This window comes from Ruegeria sp. CDSB117 (assembly GCF_059611005.1).
On record NZ_JBXWOS010000014.1, the window covers coordinates 1 to 15,766 of the forward strand.

The 15,766-nt window shown below is 57.9% G+C and carries 18 protein-coding genes; 14 read left to right on the forward strand and 4 right to left on the reverse strand.

The window, feature by feature from the left end; genetic code table 11:
• Positions 1 to 834, forward strand: an 834-nt coding sequence (locus AC2FJC_RS15020) for an elongation factor Tu (protein WP_496740104.1), incomplete at its 5' end; no start/stop codon positions are given.
• A gap of 93 nt (positions 835 to 927) precedes the next feature.
• Here AC2FJC_RS15020 and AC2FJC_RS15025 read toward each other — a convergent pair.
• A complete protein-coding gene (locus AC2FJC_RS15025; RefSeq protein WP_282120772.1) occupies positions 928 to 1,269 on the reverse strand; it encodes a RidA family protein in 342 nt (113 codons plus the stop codon).
• A gap of 429 nt (positions 1,270 to 1,698) precedes the next feature.
• On the opposite strand from AC2FJC_RS15025, the gene AC2FJC_RS15030 reads away from it, so the two are divergent.
• A complete protein-coding gene (locus tag AC2FJC_RS15030; RefSeq protein ID WP_496740105.1) occupies positions 1,699 to 3,051 on the forward strand; it encodes a tetratricopeptide repeat protein in 1,353 nt (450 codons plus the stop codon).
• Between the two features lie 25 nt (positions 3,052 to 3,076).
• On the opposite strand, the gene rpe is transcribed toward AC2FJC_RS15030, so the two are convergent.
• Positions 3,077 to 3,766 (reverse strand): ribulose-phosphate 3-epimerase, encoded by a 690-nt coding sequence (gene rpe / locus AC2FJC_RS15035; RefSeq protein ID WP_496740106.1) that lies wholly within the window; start codon positions 3,764 to 3,766, stop codon positions 3,077 to 3,079.
• Between the two features lie 164 nt (positions 3,767 to 3,930).
• Here rpe and phnC point away from each other — a divergent pair, with 164 nt between their 5' ends.
• The 5 genes from phnC (at position 3,931) to AC2FJC_RS15060 (ending at position 8,678) form a co-directional block, all read left to right on the forward strand.
• Positions 3,931 to 4,752 carry a phosphonate ABC transporter ATP-binding protein gene (gene phnC, locus AC2FJC_RS15040; RefSeq protein WP_496740107.1) on the forward strand — a complete coding sequence of 274 codons (822 nt, stop codon included), beginning with the start codon at positions 3,931 to 3,933 and terminating at the stop codon, positions 4,750 to 4,752.
• Positions 4,753 to 4,817: 65 nt separating this feature from the next.
• Positions 4,818 to 5,720, forward strand: coding sequence for a phosphonate ABC transporter substrate-binding protein (phnD, locus tag AC2FJC_RS15045; RefSeq protein WP_282170697.1), 903 nt, complete (start codon positions 4,818 to 4,820; stop codon positions 5,718 to 5,720).
• A 67-nt stretch (positions 5,721 to 5,787) separates the two neighbouring features.
• A complete protein-coding gene (phnE, locus tag AC2FJC_RS15050; protein ID WP_496740108.1) occupies positions 5,788 to 6,669 on the forward strand; it encodes a phosphonate ABC transporter, permease protein PhnE in 882 nt (293 codons plus the stop codon).
• The gene (gene phnE, locus AC2FJC_RS15055) at positions 6,666 to 8,033 is read left to right on the forward strand and encodes a phosphonate ABC transporter, permease protein PhnE (protein ID WP_496740109.1); all 1,368 of its coding nucleotides are present in this window, start codon (positions 6,666 to 6,668) and stop codon (positions 8,031 to 8,033) included. The genes phnE (AC2FJC_RS15050) and phnE (AC2FJC_RS15055) overlap by 4 nt, the downstream gene beginning before the upstream one ends.
• Positions 8,034 to 8,057: 24 nt before the next feature.
• Positions 8,058 to 8,678 (forward strand): LbetaH domain-containing protein, encoded by a 621-nt coding sequence (locus tag AC2FJC_RS15060; protein ID WP_496740110.1) that lies wholly within the window; start codon positions 8,058 to 8,060, stop codon positions 8,676 to 8,678.
• Between the two features lie 157 nt (positions 8,679 to 8,835).
• Here the strand turns inward: AC2FJC_RS15060 and phnF are convergent, their stop codons facing one another.
• Positions 8,836 to 9,546 (reverse strand): phosphonate metabolism transcriptional regulator PhnF, encoded by a 711-nt coding sequence (gene phnF / locus AC2FJC_RS15065; protein ID WP_496740111.1) that lies wholly within the window; start codon positions 9,544 to 9,546, stop codon positions 8,836 to 8,838.
• Positions 9,547 to 9,649: 103 nt separating this feature from the next.
• On the opposite strand from phnF, the gene phnG reads away from it, so the two are divergent.
• The 7 genes from phnG to phnN all read left to right on the forward strand — a co-directional run bounded on the left by phnG (position 9,650) and on the right by phnN (position 15,094).
• On the forward strand, positions 9,650 to 10,108 hold the full coding sequence (gene phnG / locus AC2FJC_RS15070) for a phosphonate C-P lyase system protein PhnG (protein WP_496740112.1): 459 nt from the start codon (positions 9,650 to 9,652) through the stop codon (positions 10,106 to 10,108).
• Positions 10,108 to 10,683 carry a phosphonate C-P lyase system protein PhnH gene (gene phnH, locus AC2FJC_RS15075; protein ID WP_496740113.1) on the forward strand — a complete coding sequence of 192 codons (576 nt, stop codon included), beginning with the start codon at positions 10,108 to 10,110 and terminating at the stop codon, positions 10,681 to 10,683. Before phnG ends, phnH begins: the two co-directional genes overlap by 1 nt.
• A gap of 3 nt (positions 10,684 to 10,686) precedes the next feature.
• Positions 10,687 to 11,778, forward strand: coding sequence for a carbon-phosphorus lyase complex subunit (locus AC2FJC_RS15080; protein ID WP_496740114.1), 1,092 nt, complete (start codon positions 10,687 to 10,689; stop codon positions 11,776 to 11,778).
• Between the two features lie 435 nt (positions 11,779 to 12,213).
• Positions 12,214 to 13,074, forward strand: a complete 861-nt coding sequence (locus tag AC2FJC_RS15085; RefSeq protein WP_496740115.1) for an alpha-D-ribose 1-methylphosphonate 5-phosphate C-P-lyase PhnJ — start codon at positions 12,214 to 12,216, stop codon at positions 13,072 to 13,074.
• A complete protein-coding gene (gene phnK / locus AC2FJC_RS15090) occupies positions 13,071 to 13,841 on the forward strand; it encodes a phosphonate C-P lyase system protein PhnK (RefSeq protein WP_496706870.1) in 771 nt (256 codons plus the stop codon). The genes AC2FJC_RS15085 and phnK overlap by 4 nt, the downstream gene beginning before the upstream one ends.
• 24 nt (positions 13,842 to 13,865) lie before the next feature.
• Entirely contained in the window at positions 13,866 to 14,549 is a 684-nt protein-coding gene (phnL, locus tag AC2FJC_RS15095) for a phosphonate C-P lyase system protein PhnL (RefSeq protein ID WP_496740116.1), read from the forward strand.
• The gene (gene phnN / locus AC2FJC_RS15100; protein WP_496740117.1) at positions 14,546 to 15,094 is read left to right on the forward strand and encodes a phosphonate metabolism protein/1,5-bisphosphokinase (PRPP-forming) PhnN; all 549 of its coding nucleotides are present in this window, start codon (positions 14,546 to 14,548) and stop codon (positions 15,092 to 15,094) included. The genes phnL and phnN overlap by 4 nt, the downstream gene beginning before the upstream one ends.
• Here phnN and AC2FJC_RS15105 read toward each other — a convergent pair.
• A complete protein-coding gene (locus AC2FJC_RS15105) occupies positions 15,076 to 15,759 on the reverse strand; it encodes a DUF1045 domain-containing protein (protein WP_496740118.1) in 684 nt (227 codons plus the stop codon). The genes phnN and AC2FJC_RS15105 overlap by 19 nt on opposite strands.
• Positions 15,760 to 15,766: the final 7 nt, after the last annotated feature.

Below are 15,766 nucleotides of genomic sequence, written 5' to 3' on the forward strand. Positions count from 1 at the left end.
ATCCTGCTGGGCCGCCAGGTTGGCATCCCGACCATGGTCGTGTTCATGAACAAAGTGGATCAGGTTGACGACGAAGAACTGCTGGAACTGGTGGAAATGGAAATCCGCGAGCTGCTGTCTTCGTATGACTACCCCGGCGACGACATTCCAGTCATCGCAGGTTCGGCTCTGGCCGCGATGGAAGGCAACAAGCCGGAAATCGGCGAAGAATCGATCCGCAAGCTGATGGCTGCCGTGGACGAGTACATCCCGACACCTGAGCGCGCTGTTGACCAGCCGTTCCTGATGCCGGTCGAAGACGTGTTCTCGATCTCGGGTCGTGGTACCGTTGTGACCGGCCGTGTCGAGCGTGGCGTGATCAACGTTGGCGACGAGATCGAAATCGTCGGCATCCGCGACACTCAGAAAACCACCTGTACTGGTGTTGAAATGTTCCGCAAGCTGCTGGATCGCGGTGAAGCGGGCGACAACATCGGCGCCCTGCTGCGCGGTATCGACCGTGAAGGTGTTGAGCGTGGTCAGGTTCTGTGTAAGCCAGGTTCGGTTACACCGCACACCAAGTTCGAAGCCGAAGCCTATATCCTGACCAAGGAAGAAGGCGGTCGTCACACTCCGTTCTTCGCGAACTACCGTCCTCAGTTCTACTTCCGTACAACTGACGTGACCGGCACCGTGACCCTGGCAGCTGGCACCGAGATGGTTATGCCCGGCGACAACGTGTCGTTCGAAGTTGAACTGATCGCACCGATCGCGATGGAAAACGGCCTGCGTTTCGCCATCCGCGAAGGCGGCCGCACCGTCGGCGCCGGCGTCGTGTCGAAAATCGTCGAGTAATCGCTCTCGAGATATCAAACGAAAAGGGCGTCCCTCGGGACGCCCTTTTTTTTGCATTCCTGCTATGGTCAGCACGCCTTGCGCGGAAAGGAATTAGTCGTAGGCTGCGTCGACGATGAATTCCACCTTCAGCTCGGCGCGGGCCAATTTGGCCTCGCCGCAAGCCCGCGCGGGGGCGTGGCCCTTTGGAACCCAGGCATTCCAGACCTCGTTCAATCCGGCAAAATCTTTCATGTCCGCCAGCCAGATCGTCACGCGCAGCATCTTTTCGCGCGATGAGCCAGCCTGTTCGAGAAGGGCGTCAATCTTCTCGAGGCAAATCCGGACTTGTTCCTGAATAGTCTCGCCCTCGGCGACTTGCCCGGTCAGGTAGGCCACTCCGTTGTGTTTCACAATTTTTGAGGACCGTTCGCCGGTGTCGATGCGTTCAATCATGGGGGTATTCTCGTTTTTTAGTGTCGGATACGGTCGTTCATGGTCACAATCCACCCTGTATGGCAAACGGAAACCGTTTGAGTGCGTTTCAGAGAAATTTAATACGCAGAAAAAAACGTGATCAGAAAGCGCGTGGACCTATCTCGCATTCGTGCCGCCTCGAGTGCTTGTCTTTGCCACCTTCCGTTCAAACGCGCACAGGCTTTTCCATCCCGGCGCTGAGTGGCCTCGGCGTGGATTGTAGAAGCCGTTGATACCGAAAACAAAATTGCCAGCGCCAACCCCGCAGCCCTTCCGTATGTTCTCTGAAAATCTGCAGGCGATTACTTTCGGCACACAGGCGAAGTATTTGGCCGCGTCAACCGGGGCGGCCTTTTTCTTTTCACAATTGTCAGTATTCTGGCGGCAGACATTCAGATTTTCGGTAACATGATAAAATCGTTAACTAAATTCACCGGGTTTTCCCTAACAGCAATGATCGCAGTCGCTGGCGTAGGGCAGGCCAAGCCTTTGCTTACGAATTCACAGGAAACCTATGTTTCCGCCTGCCTGGATCAGAGTGACACGCCAGAGCGTATCATCGAAATCTGCCAACACGGGCTGGGTGGTGTCGGTGCGTCTGATCGGCAGCGTATTGAGATGTTGGATAAGCTGGCATGGGCCTATTATGATCTCGATGATATGGATCAGGCCGATGACGCGTTTGCCGAAATTCTGGCCTTGAATCCCGATGCCGAGCTTGGGCTGCAGGGGCGGGCGTGGGTGCATTACAATCGCGATGATTACGCGGCTGCGAGTGCGTTGTTTAGGCAAGCCGTATCGCGCAAGCCCAATGCAAGCAACATGGCTGGTCTGGCCGCCAGCGCGCGCCGGGCCGGAGAGATGGATTTTGCCGAATTCGAAGAGATGATGCAAACCGCTCTGGCCCTGAACCCCGAATACACTTGGGCGATGCGGGAGCTGGCCTGGAAATTGGCGGACCATCACCGGCAGGACGAAGCGCTGAGCTTGTTCAGAACCGCCAGCGAACTGGATCCATATGACCCATATGCGGAATACGGCGTCGCCTTTCTGTTGTCCGAGCAGAATGATTGGGAAGCCGCGTTTGACCATGTAAGCCGGGCGTTGGAACTAAAGCCTGATTTTGTGACCGCACTATCGCGCCGGTCCCTTATCCTGCTGATGCTGGATCGGCCCAAGCAGGCATTGACAGATGCTGAAGCGGTGATTGAAGCCAATCCTGATGACACGGACGGCTATGTGCGAAAGGCGCAGGCGCTGTCAGGCTTAGGCCAAAGATCACAGGCGCATGAGGTGTTGGAGCTGGCGGAAAGTCGGGTGGGGCCGGGCAGCTATCTACTTTATTGGCGGGCCAGCCTGTTGGCGGACGACCTCGATTATGAAGCCGCTCTTTTCCACATTCGACGCAGTGTCGCGCTTGAGGGCGCCGATCGCTTTGATCACCGCCTGCATGCGGATATTGCGTTAGGTCTGGGTTATACGGATGAAGCCCGAGATGCCATTGATCGGGCGCTTGGACTCTTTCCCGATGGAAAGTTTGAGCAGTATACGAATGCGCTGGTGATGCTGGGCGAAGACAGGTTCGATGCAGCAGAAAGCATGTTCGATTCTGCCACTGCCGCCGGTCTGCATCAGGACTATTTGGGCGATTTTCTGGCCGCTTTGGTGGCCGAGGGACGGTTCATGCAAGCGATCAAGATGCGCGCTCGGTATGGGAACCGCCAACCGGAAACGACAAGTGACGCGCAACGTTCGAACTAGCGCGTCACTTCGAATGCAGTGATATTTACGACGTCGCCGATTCCGCCGCGCTACGCACCGCTTTGATGTTTGCGCCGTAGACGTCCGGGTTATCGACCGAACCGCCCTTGAATACGGCGGAACCTGCGACCAGCACATCCGCACCAGCTGCGGCCACCAACGGGGCGGTCTTGGGGTCGACGCCACCGTCAATCTCGATATGGATCGGACGGTCTCCGATCATCGACCGCAGCCTGCGAATCTTACTGGTCATGTCGATGAATTTCTGGCCACCAAAGCCGGGGTTCACTGTCATGACGCAAACCATATCGGTCAGGTCCAGCAAGTGTTCAACCGCGTCGGCCGGAGTGCCAGGGTTCAACGCAACGCCCGCCTTCATGCCAGCAGCGCGAATCGCCTGCAAAGTACGGTGGGTATGGGCCCCGGCTTCGACATGTGCAGTCAGGATATCGGCCCCTGCATCTGCGTAGGCTTGAATATACGGATCAACCGGTGTGATCATCAGATGCACGTCCATGACCGTTTTGACATGGGGGCGGAACGCTTTGACGGCGGGCGGGCCAAAGGTCAAGTTGGGCACGAAATGTCCGTCCATGACGTCGATATGGACCCAATCCGCCCCTTGGGCTTCGATGGCCTGAATCTCGGCACCGAAATTGGCGAAATCTGCGGACAGGATCGACGGAGCGATCTTGATGCTGCGGTCAAAGCTCATGAATGGCCTCATATGGATAGCGTGTTGGCACAGCGTATAGCGGCGATGCGTGCCAATGGGTAGGCCCTCGGTGCGCGGGGGCGTTTACAAAACTTTCACTGTGCCGACACAAAGCCGTTGAATCCCGCCTGTAGCTGGTCGCCAACACGAATTGGGGGTGGCACGTGCTGCGGATAGAAAAACTGACTAAACGCTTTAGCGACAACGTGGCCGTTGATGCCGCGACGCTGGACGTAGACAAGCCTTGCATGATTGGCATCATCGGGCGGTCCGGCGCGGGCAAGTCGACGTTGTTGCGGATGATCAACCGTCTGACGGATGCAAGCGACGGCGAGATCCTGTTTCAAGGCCGTGAAGTCACCAAGCTGAAAGGCCGTGACAAGCGCGCATGGCAGGCTGATTGCGCGATGATCTTTCAGCAATTCAACCTGGTGCCGCGTATGGATGTTGTTTCGAATGTGCTGCATGGCACGTTGAACCGCCACTCGACACTGGCGACTATGTTCAACCTGTTCCCGATGGAAGACATCCACCGGGCAATTGATATTCTGGACCGCCTCGGCATCGCCGCGCACGCGCCCAAACGCGCCGAGGCGCTTTCGGGCGGTCAGCAACAGCGCGTCGCCATCGCGCGCGCGCTTATGCAGGACCCTAAGATCATTCTGGCGGACGAACCCATCGCCTCGCTGGACCCGATGAACGCGCAGGTGGTGATGCAGGCGCTGCGCCGCATCCACGAAGAGGACGGCCGCACCGTCATCGCTAACCTGCATACGCTGGATACCGCCCGCCGCTATTGTGACCGCGTCGTCGGTATGCGCGATGGACGTATCGTTTTCGACGGGTTGCCCGAGCAACTGACAACTGGCGTGGCCCGCGAAATTTATGGCGCCGACGCCAGCTTCTCGGAAGAGGCAACTTCGACCCAGATCGAAACACTCGACGCGACCCAAAAAGCGCTGATGGAAGCCGAGGCGACCATCTAAGCCCAATTCACCCTTCTCATCGACCGGCCGATGAAAGGCCGGCGCATCAAACCGGAGAGAGACAGATGAAAAAACTGATTGCCGCCCTGGTGGCCACAACTGCGATAGCCGCGCCAGCCATGGCGCAAGAGATTTCCGAGTTCCGCATTGGTATTCTGGGCGGAGAAAACGCACAGGACCGTCTGAGCAAGCAGGAATGCTTGCGCGAGCAGACTGAGGACCTGCTGGGTGTCGAGACCAAGCTGTTCGCGCCCGCCGATTACAACGGCGTAATTCAGGGGCTGCTTGGCGGCACCATCGACATGGCTTGGCTGGGTGCATCCGGTTACGCCAAAACCTACCTGAGCGATCCTGAAGCGGTTGAGCCTGTTCTGGTCAAGGTCAACACCGATGGCAGCTACGGCTATTATTCGATCGGGTTTGCCCGCAAGGACAGCGGCATTGCCTCGTTGGAAGACATGAAGGACAAGACTTTCGGCTTCGGGGATCCCAACTCAACCTCGGGCTTCCTGATCCCGTCGATCGAAATTCCGCAGGCCACTGGCGCAACCATGACTTCGGGTGATTACTTTGGTGAAGTAAAATTCACCGGCGGTCATGAGCAGACCATCGTGGCCGTAAACAACGGTGACGTTGACGGCGGCGTGACATGGGCCGACGGTCTGGGAGACTGGGAAGACGGTTATCAGTCTGGTGCGCTGCGACGCGCTGTGGATGCCGGTCTGGTCGACATGAACGATCTGGTCGAGATTTGGAAATCGGCTCCGATCCCCGAAGGCCCATTCGTTCTGCGCACCGAGCTACCAGAAGATGTTAAAATCAAGATGACCGGTATGCTGGCCTCGATGAATTCGATTGATCCGGACTGCATGTACAACGTTCTGGGCGGTGAATCCAAAGGCCTTATGCCGATCACCCACGACGCCTACGAAATCATCATCGAAGCGCGCAAGCTGAAGTCCAACTAAGTTCGTAAGCACAATGATCGGGGTCCGGCGCACAACCGGACCCCGTTTTTCCACTCAGGAGCATTCCATGACAGACCTGACCGTAGGGTCCCCCAGCATCGACCAGATCCGGGCCGACTATTCCGAGATGACACGACGCAAGCGGGTCTATGGTGGTATCCTTCTGATCGTATTCGTGGCGATGATGGCCGCGGGTTTCCGTACTGCAGACGACCGCAATGCCGGCAGCTTTGTCGACGGCTGGCACCGTATCCTCGACTACCCGACCGAGGTTCTGTCGGAAGCATGGGAAAAGATCGGCGCGATGCCGGAGAACCTTGTGAAGTTTTTCCCGGCTCTGGTCGAGACACTCAATATCGCTGCGGCATCGACGCTGATAGGGGCCATCGCCGGGACGTTTCTGGCGCTGATGTCCACGCGTGGCATGGCATTGTGGCCCTCGCTTATCCCGCTGTTTCGTCGCATCGCCGATATCTTTCGCGCGGTGCCTGAAATCGTTATCGCATTGGTTTTGATCTTTGTGCTGGGCGGTGGTCCGGTGCCCGCAATGATTGCTATTGCCATTCATACGGCGGGTGCGCTTGGCAAGCTGTTCTCGGAAGTGAACGAAAATGCCTCACTGAAACCGGTCGAGGGGCTTCATTCGGTCGGCGCAAACTGGTCTCAGCGGATCTATCTGGGCGTGATCCCGCAGGTGGGGCCGAACTATGTCAGCTATGCGCTGCTGCGGTTCGAAATAAACATTCGCGCCTCGGCCATTCTGGGTTTTGTTGGTGCGGGCGGGCTGGGATATGAGCTGCGCAACGCGATGTCCTGGGGGCAGGGGCGTTATGACGAAGCTGCCGCCATCTTCCTTCTGCTGTTCGTCACGATTGTTGTTGTCGATCAGATGTCGGGTCTGCTGCGCACGCGCCTGAACCACGGTTCCGAGAAAGGAGCACAGGCATGAGCACTTTTGCCACGGACCTGACCGTCGATGAGTTGAAGGCAGAGGCTGACCGTCTGTTCAACCGCAAACGGCTGACGAACTTTGGACTGCCCGCGCTTGTTTTTGTCTATCTGATTTACGTGTTCTTTGCTTTCGACGTGTCTGGAATGGCCGAGCGTGCGAACTGGGAGAACGGCAAAACGCTGATTGCAGACAGCTACAGCTACAAAACGCATGTTTCGCGTGACAATCGCACCGGTGAGGTTTCCACCGCCATCGAAGGTGAACGCAAGGGCCGCTACCCCGACGGTGAGGCTCCGGGCTGGGTGAGTTTAGGTGAAACTACGGTCGTTGATCTGGAAGACGGCCACATTGTCCGCTTTGGTCCCGAGGCTGTGGAATACGACATCCCCGGCTATGGCACCGTCCGCGCGACACCGACCCGCTCTGCCGGTGTTCAGGCTGAACTGCCCGCAGGCGAGGTGCCGGATTGGATCAACGTCTCAAAAAACCGCATGGCGATTACAACGGATGCGGGGCGTCTGACCGTGACACGCAACCGGTCCGAGGTCTTCCGCTATTTCAATGGGTGGGAGCTGTTCTGGTTCACGCTTGATAGCCCTTATTATGGTAGATCCTTCCCGGAATTGGCCGGTCTGGCTGCGCAAGGCGAGGCCGGGGCGATCTTTAACGATTTCTGGACCAACAAGATGTGGCGGCATCAGGATGTTGCCTGGGCCATTTTTGAAACCATCCTGATGGCATTTCTCGGCACGTTAGGCGCGGGTATGATCGCATTGCCTTTGGCGTTTATCGCCACGCGCAATTTCAACCCGCTAAAATCCATTCGGTTCCTGACGCGCCGTGAGTTTGACTTTGTGCGCGGTGTGGACGCGCTGATCTGGACGGTTGTGTTGGCCCGCGCTTTTGGACCCGGCCCGCTGACGGGAGCGCTGGCCATTCTGGTGACCGATACCGGCACCTTCGGCAAGATCTTCTCGGAAGCGCTGGAAAATGTGGACCAGAAACAGATCGAGGGCGTGCAGTCCACAGGGGCCAATGCACCGCAACGCTATCGTTATGGTGTGATCCCACAGGTGACGCCGGTGCTGCTAAGTCAGTTGCTCTACTTCCTTGAATCAAACACCCGCAGCGCCACGGTGATCGGTGCGATCACCGGCGGTGGCATCGGTCTGTTGCTGACGCAAGCGATCATCACCCAGAAGGATTGGGAAGAGGTCGCCTATTACATCGTTCTGATCATCCTGATGGTGATGCTGATGGACTGGTTCTCGGGCTGGCTGCGCCGACGGCTTATCCAGGGAGAGACAAGCAAGATACGCAAAGCACGGGACACAAAGGCAAAGTCGTTCTTTTTGCCGTGACTCATAACCAAGGACCACAAAACCATGGCTCGACTGCGTTCCGACCAACCGTTTATCCATTCTGATTGCCAAATCTCGGGCAGTTCCTTCGGCGAATTTGTCGAAATTGGTGCGGCAAGCCGCGTTGTGAATTCAGTCTTCGGTGACTATTCGTATTGCGACCGGACCTGTGACATTGCCAATGCCGAGATCGGGAAGTTCGCCAATATCGCCAGTTTCACTCGGATCGGCGCAACGGATCATCCGATGGAAAAGGCATCATTGCATCACTTCCTGTATCGCTCGGCAGATTACTGGGATGATGCCGAGGATGATGCGGATTGGTTCAATCATCGCGCCAGTCGCGTCGCCCGGATCGGCCATGATACTTGGATTGGGCATGCGGCAATTATCAAACCTGAAGTGACCATCGGGCACGGCGCGGTGGTTGCCTCGGGGTCTGTCGTCACCAAGGATGTCGCGCCTTACACAATTGTAGGCGGTGTGACGGCCAAACCGATCCGCAACCGTTATCCAGTTGGCGTGGCAGAGCGGATGATGGATTTGGCGTGGTGGGATTGGGACAATGACCGTCTGCGCGCGGCCCTGCCGGATTTCCGTACATTGAGCGCCGAGGCTTTCCTGGAAAAATACGAACCGATTTGAATAGGCAAGAGCTGAAATCTCCCGCGCCCGCACTTGCATCGGCTTTGCAGATATAGGCTGGCGGCCTTGGGTATAGCGCCGCGTTTTACGCGGCGCTATGCCCAACGGGATATGACCACCGTCAGGAGGTCGATGACGGGCGGGAGGGCGCTGCGGCCTAGTCCTCGTTCAGGGTCAGGGTGACCCGATCTCCGGCAAATACGGTTCGCCCGAATTCAACCGGCAGACCATTGGGATCTGCGTTTATGCCGACGGAATACAGAACAGGCGCACCTTCGGTCAGTCGCAGGTGCAGGGCCTGTGTTGCCGTCGCCGCGCGCGCAGTCAGGCGCGTCGAGACGCGGATATAGTCCTTAACACCGCAGTGCTGCAAAGCTTTCGTTACTGATTGTGTTTCGGACAGCGCCTCAAGAATGCCGGGCAAGCGGTCCGCGGGAAAGACACTTTGGAACAGCCCGATCGGCTGCCCATCCGCCAGAGACAGCCCATCATATACGTGCACCTGATCGCCTACCGCTATTTCCAATGCCTCCGCTTCTGTTTCATCTGCGGCGCGCGTTGTGAGCGTAAGTATCTTTTTGCCAGGAATCTTACCGCTGGCCGAGATGCTCTTGTGGTATCGGACGCGCTTGCCGATGGCATAATCGGTCGGACGTGCCGCCACAAAGACACCGGCGCCGCGACGGGCATGCACCAGACCTTGGTCCGCCAGATCCGACAGTGCACGCCGTACCGTGTGGCGGTTGACCCCGTGTTTTGCCGCCAGTTGTGCCTCGGTCGGCAGACGGTCGCCGGTGTCGTACCGACCCTCTGCAATGTCCGATGTCAGATTCAGCGCGATGCCTTTCCAGACGGGTGTTTTTCTCATGTCACCAAAACTTCACAAGGTTGCGGATTGCCAGACGTGGTGGCGGGATGTAATATTTGTCTAGTTGTATAGTTCAGATAGACAACCCGGCCAAGAGGCTTTGATGGCAGATCAAACAAATATCTCGAATACGGACCGGCAGGATTGGATGAGCCTGCTGGCGCGAGCTCCAGAAAGCGCGCTGATAACACTTTGGGACAAGTACGCGGCACGTCCGCACTTTGAATGGCTGCGCAGCCCCGAAGTAGGCGGTGTCATGGTGCGCGGGCGCACGGGTGGCACGGGTGCCCGGTTCAATCTTGGCGAAATGACCGTCACACGGTGTTCGCTGGTGTTGCAGGACGGAACGATTGGGCATGGATACGTGCAGGGCCGGTCCAAGCCCAAGGCCGAAACGGCCGCCTTGATTGATGCGCTGATGCAGACCCCTGCTGCGGATGCGGTCCAGGATCAGGTGATTGCGCCGCTCACAAAGCAGATGCAAGCCGCCAGAACAGACCGCGCTGCCAAAGCCGCCGCGACAAAGGTCGAGTTCTTCACATTGGTAAGGGGAGAAGATTGATGACGGCACAGCTTCAGTATTCCGGTGGATTTCAGAACGCACCAGTGCAGGCTGCACATGCGTTCCGTGCCGCGATGACCGTGATGGCCCGGCCCGGCGAAATCCGTGAATTGAAAGGCGTGCAGCCGCCGAAACCCTTGTCGATCGCAGCAGGAACGCTTTTGCTGACGTTGTGTGACCCCGAGACAAAGGTCCATCTGGCTGGCGCCTTCAACACCGATGCGGTGCGCGCATGGCTGACCTTTCACACCGGAGCGCCCCTGTCACAGGCAGCTGACGCGGATTTTGCTGTTGGGATATGGACCCAACTTGGGCCACTGGGATCATTTCGTATCGGTACCGCAGAATACCCGGATCGCTCGACCACCTTGATTGTTGAATGTGACGCGCTGCAACAGGCGGGTGTCACACTGAGCGGCCCGGGGATTAAAGACACTGCGCGGCTATCCTTGCCGGATGCCCCGGCATTGCAGGCCAACGCGGCTTTGTACCCACTTGGATGTGACTTCTTTTTTACCTGCGGCGACCGGGTGGCGGCTCTGCCTCGCAGTACCCAAATCAGTGTGGAGGCCTAGGCAATGTATGTTGCAGTCAAGGGTGGCGAGACGGCCATCGAAAACGCACATGCCTGGTTGGCGGAAGAGCGGCGCGGCGCAACCGACATTGACGAGCTGAGCATCGTCCAAATCCGCGAACAGCTGGGTCTGGCGGTCAATCGGGTGATGGCCGAGGGGTCCTTGTACGACCCCGATTTGGCGGCCCTGGCCATCAAACAATCGCGCGGCGATCTGATCGAGGCAATTTTTCTGATCCGAGCCTACCGGACGACATTGCCGCGATTTGGCTATTCGAACCCGGTTAAGACTGATGAGATGGCGTGTGATCGCCGGATTTCGGCCACGTTCAAGGATGCGCCGGGCGGGCAGGTGCTGGGGCCAACCTTTGATTACACGCACCGCCTGCTGGACTTCAAATTGGCCGCCGAAGGTGAGGTTCCGGCTGCGCCTACGGCGCAACCCCGCACCGAGGCAACGCCGCATATCACTGAGTTCCTGAAGGGTGAGGACATCATTCAGGATGAACCCGTGAGTGACACCACCCCGGGTGATCTGACCCGCGAACCGATGGAGTTTCCGTCGAACCGCCCCCTGCGTCTGCAATCCCTGACCCGCGGGGATGAGGGTTTTGTGCTGGGCATGGCCTATTCAACGCAACGCGGTTACGCCCGTAACCACGCATTCGTCGGTGAATTGCGGATCGGTAAGGTCGCAGTGGAAATGGACATCCCGGAACTGGGTTTCGCCATCGACATCGGCGAAATCGAGCTGACCGAATGCGAGACGGTGAACCAGTTCAAGGGTTCCAAGACCGAACCGCCGCAATTCACCCGTGGCTATGGTCTGGTCTTTGGTCAGTCTGAACGGAAGTCCATCGCGATGGCTTTGGTGGATCGCGCCCTGCGTTGGGAAGAGTTGGGCGAAGACAATCTGGGTGCGCCCGCGCAGGATGAGGAATTCGTCCTTAGCCACGCGGACAACATTCAGGCGACTGGATTCCTGGAACATATCAAGCTGCCGCATTACGTCGACTTTCAGTCCGAACTGGAGCTGGTTCGCAAACTGCGCCGTGAGGCCGAAGAGCGAATCACGCCAAAGGAGGCCGCAGAATGAAGGCCGTCGTGTTCAAAATCGGTAGTGTTCTGCTTGACTGGCACCCCCACTTGGCATGGGCCGACGAACTGGCGTTCGAAGACGCCGCGCAGTCCGTTTGCAAAAGCAGCGTCCACTCTACCTCTCCTCAAGTGTTGGAGGCCGAGCTGTGTGCAAGGGGTCGCTTATGAGCTGGACTGCGTCTGCATCCCCACTGGGGCGCACCAGGCTGACGAATTGCCAAACCTGCTTTACGGGCGTCGCAGGTTTCTACCGGGTGGCGGGTCCGTGCGCGCGCCAACCGAACTCCATTCGCCATTTGGATCCCGCCTTTGCGCACGACGTCGTCGCTTCGCATGACGAGAGTGAAAGAAAAGATACACCAATAGCGCCAATAACAGTGCGCCCAACAGAAATACGTCCACAAAAACACCAAAAACAAAGTGATACATCAAAATGAATGAGTATAACTTCGCATATTTGGACGAACAAACCAAGCGAATGATCCGGCGCGCCATTCTGAAAGGTCTGGCTGTGCCCGGTTATCAGGTCCCTTTTGCCAGTCGTGAAATGCCGATGCCCTATGGCTGGGGCACCGGTGGAGTGCAGGTTTCAGCCGCTACATTGACACCCGAGGACACGTTTAAAGTGATCGATCAGGGTGCCGATGACACCACCAATGCTGTGTCGATCCGCAAGTTTTTTGAGAATACGGCAGGCGTGAAAACGACCGAGGAAACCGAAAAGGCCACGGTCATCCAGACACGCCACCGCATCCCCGAGGCGAAGTTGCGCAAGGACCAGATCATCGTTTATCAGGTGCCGATCCCGGAACCTCTGCGCTTTCTGGAACCACGTGAGACCGAGACACGCAAGATGCACAGCCTTGAAGAATATGGGCTGATGCATGTGAAGCTGTACGAGGACATCAGCCAGCATGGGGCGATTTCGACCGCATATGCCTATCCGGTGAAAGTGTCGGACCGCTATGTGATGGATCCATCGCCGATCCCGAAATTCGACAACCCAAAGCTTGAGATGGACGCGATCCAGCTGTTTGGTGCGGGACGTGAACAGCGGATTTACGCGGTTCCGCCGCATACCAAGGTCGTCAGTCTGGATTTCGAGGATTACCCGTTTGAGGCCACCAAAGCCGATCACCCATGCGATCTTTGTGGGGCAGAGGATAGCTATCTCGACGAAGTGATCATGGATGATGCAGGCAACCGGATGTTCGTCTGCTCGGACACTGATTATTGCCGGTCACGCCGCGAAGCGGGCCACAAGGGCCGATTGGCCGAGGAGAATGCGGCATGACCCCCTTATTGCAGGTCAAAGGCATCGAAAAGCGCTATGGCGCGCGGATCGGGTGCTCGGATGTGAGTTTTGATCTCTTCCCCGGTGAGGTGATGGGGATCGTCGGTGAAAGCGGATCGGGCAAGTCGACGCTGTTGAATTGCATGGCCGGTCATCTGGAACCAGATGCGGGGCAGGTGATTTTTGACACACGCGCTGATGGTCCAGTGGATACGGTCACCATGTCCGAACCGGAACGTCGGATGCTGAGCCGTACGGACTGGGCCTTTGTACATCAGCATGCGCGCGATGGCCTGCGGATGTCGGTCAGTGCTGGCGGCAATATTGGTGAGCGTCTGATGGCGGTGGGGGATCGTCACTATGGCGACATCCGGGACCGTGCGATCGACTGGCTGGGCCGGGTTGAGATTGAGGAATCTCGTGTGGATGACCGTCCGTCGGCCTTTTCTGGCGGGATGCAGCAGCGGTTGCAGATTGCCCGCAATCTGGTCACGGGGCCGCGCCTCGTGTTCATGGATGAACCAACGGGTGGGCTGGATGTTTCAGTTCAGGCGCGTCTGCTGGATCTGCTGCGCGGGTTGGTGCGTGAGATGGGGTTGAGCGCGATCATCGTCACCCATGACCTCGCCGTCGTACGCCTGCTGGCGGATCGACTGATGGTGATGAAAAGCGGTCAAGTGGTTGAGGCCGGGTTGACCGATCAGGTTCTGGACGATCCGCAACATGCCTACACGCAGTTGCTCGTGTCCAGCGTTCTGCAGGTTTGAGTATTTGGAAAAAGATGAAGTGCTATGATTGAGCTTATCAATGTCAGCAAGAGCTTTACCCTGCACAATCAGGGTAGTGCCGTAATTCCGGTGATGCAGGGTGCATCTCTGAATGTCGCCGCAGGTGAATGCGTCGCCCTGACCGGGGCTTCAGGCGCAGGGAAATCAACACTGATGCGGGTGGTCTATGGAAATTATCTGGCCGCATCAGGCCGGGTCCTTGTCGGTGGTCTGGACGTCGCCAAGGCCGAACCGCGCGAAATTCTGGCTTTGCGGCGCGAGACGCTCGGCTATGTCAGTCAGTTCCTGCGCGTGGTCCCCAGAGTTCCGACGCTTGAGGTGGTGGCCGAGCCGCTGTTGGCCGTTGGCTGCGACAAGCAAGCGGCGCTGGACAAGGCGGCGGGTTTGTTGCGGCGGTTGAACATTCCCGAAAGACTGTGGAGCCTAAGCCCGACCACTTTTTCGGGCGGTGAGCAGCAGCGGGTGAACATCGCACGTGGATTTGCGCATGATTACCCTGCGATGCTGTTGGACGAACCGACTGCCTCACTGGATACGCAAAATCGCGAAACGGTGCTGTCTTTGATCGAAGAGGCCAAAGAACGCGGCGCGGCGATTGTTGGCATTTTCCACGATATCGAAGCGCGCAGCCGGGTCTGTGATCGCGAGATCAACGTGTCTGAATTCACCCCGGGGATGGTCGCGTGAGCCTTGCGCCGGTCATAGCCGTTGTTGGTCCGTCAGGTGTCGGCAAAGACAGCGTCATGGAGGCGTTGGTGGCGGCGTCGCCAGGTACCTTGCGGGTTCGCCGGGTGATTACCCGCCCCGCGGGCGAAGAAGGCGAAGATTTTGATCGCGTGTCGGTCGAAATCTTCGAGCAGATGGCTCTGGACGGAGCCTTTGCGTTGCACTGGAGCGCGCATGGATTGCACTATGGCATCCCGATTGAAATCGAAGACCAACGGCAAACGGCGAATGCTCTGTTGGTCAATCTGTCCCGTTCGGTTTTGTTGAACGCGCAGGCGGTTTTTGGCGACCTGATCGTGATTTCGCTGACAGCGGACCCTGAGGTGCTGGCGCAGCGCCTCTTTGTACGCGGGCGGGAAAGCACCTCTGATCAGGCGCGTCGTTTGGGACGGGCTGGTATGCTCTTGCCCGACGGGCTGAACCGCGTGATCGAAATTGATAACTCCGGGCCGCTGGAAGTCACGATTAATGCGATCCTTGCCGGGCTTCAACCGGAAAGGGCGTAGCGATGGATCAGATGAAACCTCCCATCTTCGGCTTCGCCCATAAGCGCCAAATCCTTAATCTGAAACGGCGCGGGAAGCAGGGGGACCAGATGGTCCTCCAATGCGACCTGCACGGTTTTCAGCGTGGGTTTGTCCAGTTTTCCGCTGAGGGTGATGTGAAAGCGGAACGTGTCCATCACGTAAGGGTAACCCCAACGCAGCAGGTTGGCGTCCTGTTCCGGCGTCAGGCCCGAGGCACGTCGGCGGTCCAGTTCCGCGGCGGGCGCGGGGGCGCGGAAGCTGTCAGGCTCGCGGACGCAAGCCGCTGCAAGCGCGTTCAGCGCGTCGGTATTGCCTACCGGCTGCAGGGCCAGAAAACGACCCAGCTGGGCGATCTCGAACCCGTCCAGCGTGACGGGCGGTTGCGTTCCGGCCAACCGTTCACAGGCGTCTTGCAAGTCGATCAGAGATTGCCCCTTGTTCAGGCGAAACGGCGGCTTCAACGTCGCGTGAAGACCGTATTTGCGCGGAACATCGGTCGCGGCTCCGACGTCCACGCCGTCAATGACAGGATGCGCAACTTCCGTTCCGGCTTCCATGTCCCAGCCCAACCATTGGGTCGCAAAGCTTGTCCATTCGGCCTGAGCCGGTGGCGCAAAATAGATCGCGTATCGCGTGAATGTCACATTGGCC

Coding starts and splice junctions, on each gene's coding strand:
- AC2FJC_RS15025 (WP_282120772.1), bottom strand. CDS start 1,269: ATGATTGAACGCATCGACACCGGCGAACGGTCCTCAAAAATTGTGAAA.
- AC2FJC_RS15030 (WP_496740105.1), top strand. CDS start 1,699: ATGATAAAATCGTTAACTAAATTCACCGGGTTTTCCCTAACAGCAATG.
- rpe (WP_496740106.1), bottom strand. CDS start 3,766: ATGAGCTTTGACCGCAGCATCAAGATCGCTCCGTCGATCCTGTCCGCA.
- phnD (WP_282170697.1), top strand. CDS start 4,818: ATGAAAAAACTGATTGCCGCCCTGGTGGCCACAACTGCGATAGCCGCG.
- phnE (WP_496740108.1), top strand. CDS start 5,788: ATGACAGACCTGACCGTAGGGTCCCCCAGCATCGACCAGATCCGGGCC.
- phnE (WP_496740109.1), top strand. CDS start 6,666: ATGAGCACTTTTGCCACGGACCTGACCGTCGATGAGTTGAAGGCAGAG.
- AC2FJC_RS15060 (WP_496740110.1), top strand. CDS start 8,058: ATGGCTCGACTGCGTTCCGACCAACCGTTTATCCATTCTGATTGCCAA.
- phnF (WP_496740111.1), bottom strand. CDS start 9,546: ATGAGAAAAACACCCGTCTGGAAAGGCATCGCGCTGAATCTGACATCG.
- phnG (WP_496740112.1), top strand. CDS start 9,650: ATGGCAGATCAAACAAATATCTCGAATACGGACCGGCAGGATTGGATG.
- phnH (WP_496740113.1), top strand. CDS start 10,108: ATGACGGCACAGCTTCAGTATTCCGGTGGATTTCAGAACGCACCAGTG.
- AC2FJC_RS15080 (WP_496740114.1), top strand. CDS start 10,687: ATGTATGTTGCAGTCAAGGGTGGCGAGACGGCCATCGAAAACGCACAT.
- AC2FJC_RS15085 (WP_496740115.1), top strand. CDS start 12,214: ATGAATGAGTATAACTTCGCATATTTGGACGAACAAACCAAGCGAATG.
- phnK (WP_496706870.1), top strand. CDS start 13,071: ATGACCCCCTTATTGCAGGTCAAAGGCATCGAAAAGCGCTATGGCGCG.
- phnL (WP_496740116.1), top strand. CDS start 13,866: ATGATTGAGCTTATCAATGTCAGCAAGAGCTTTACCCTGCACAATCAG.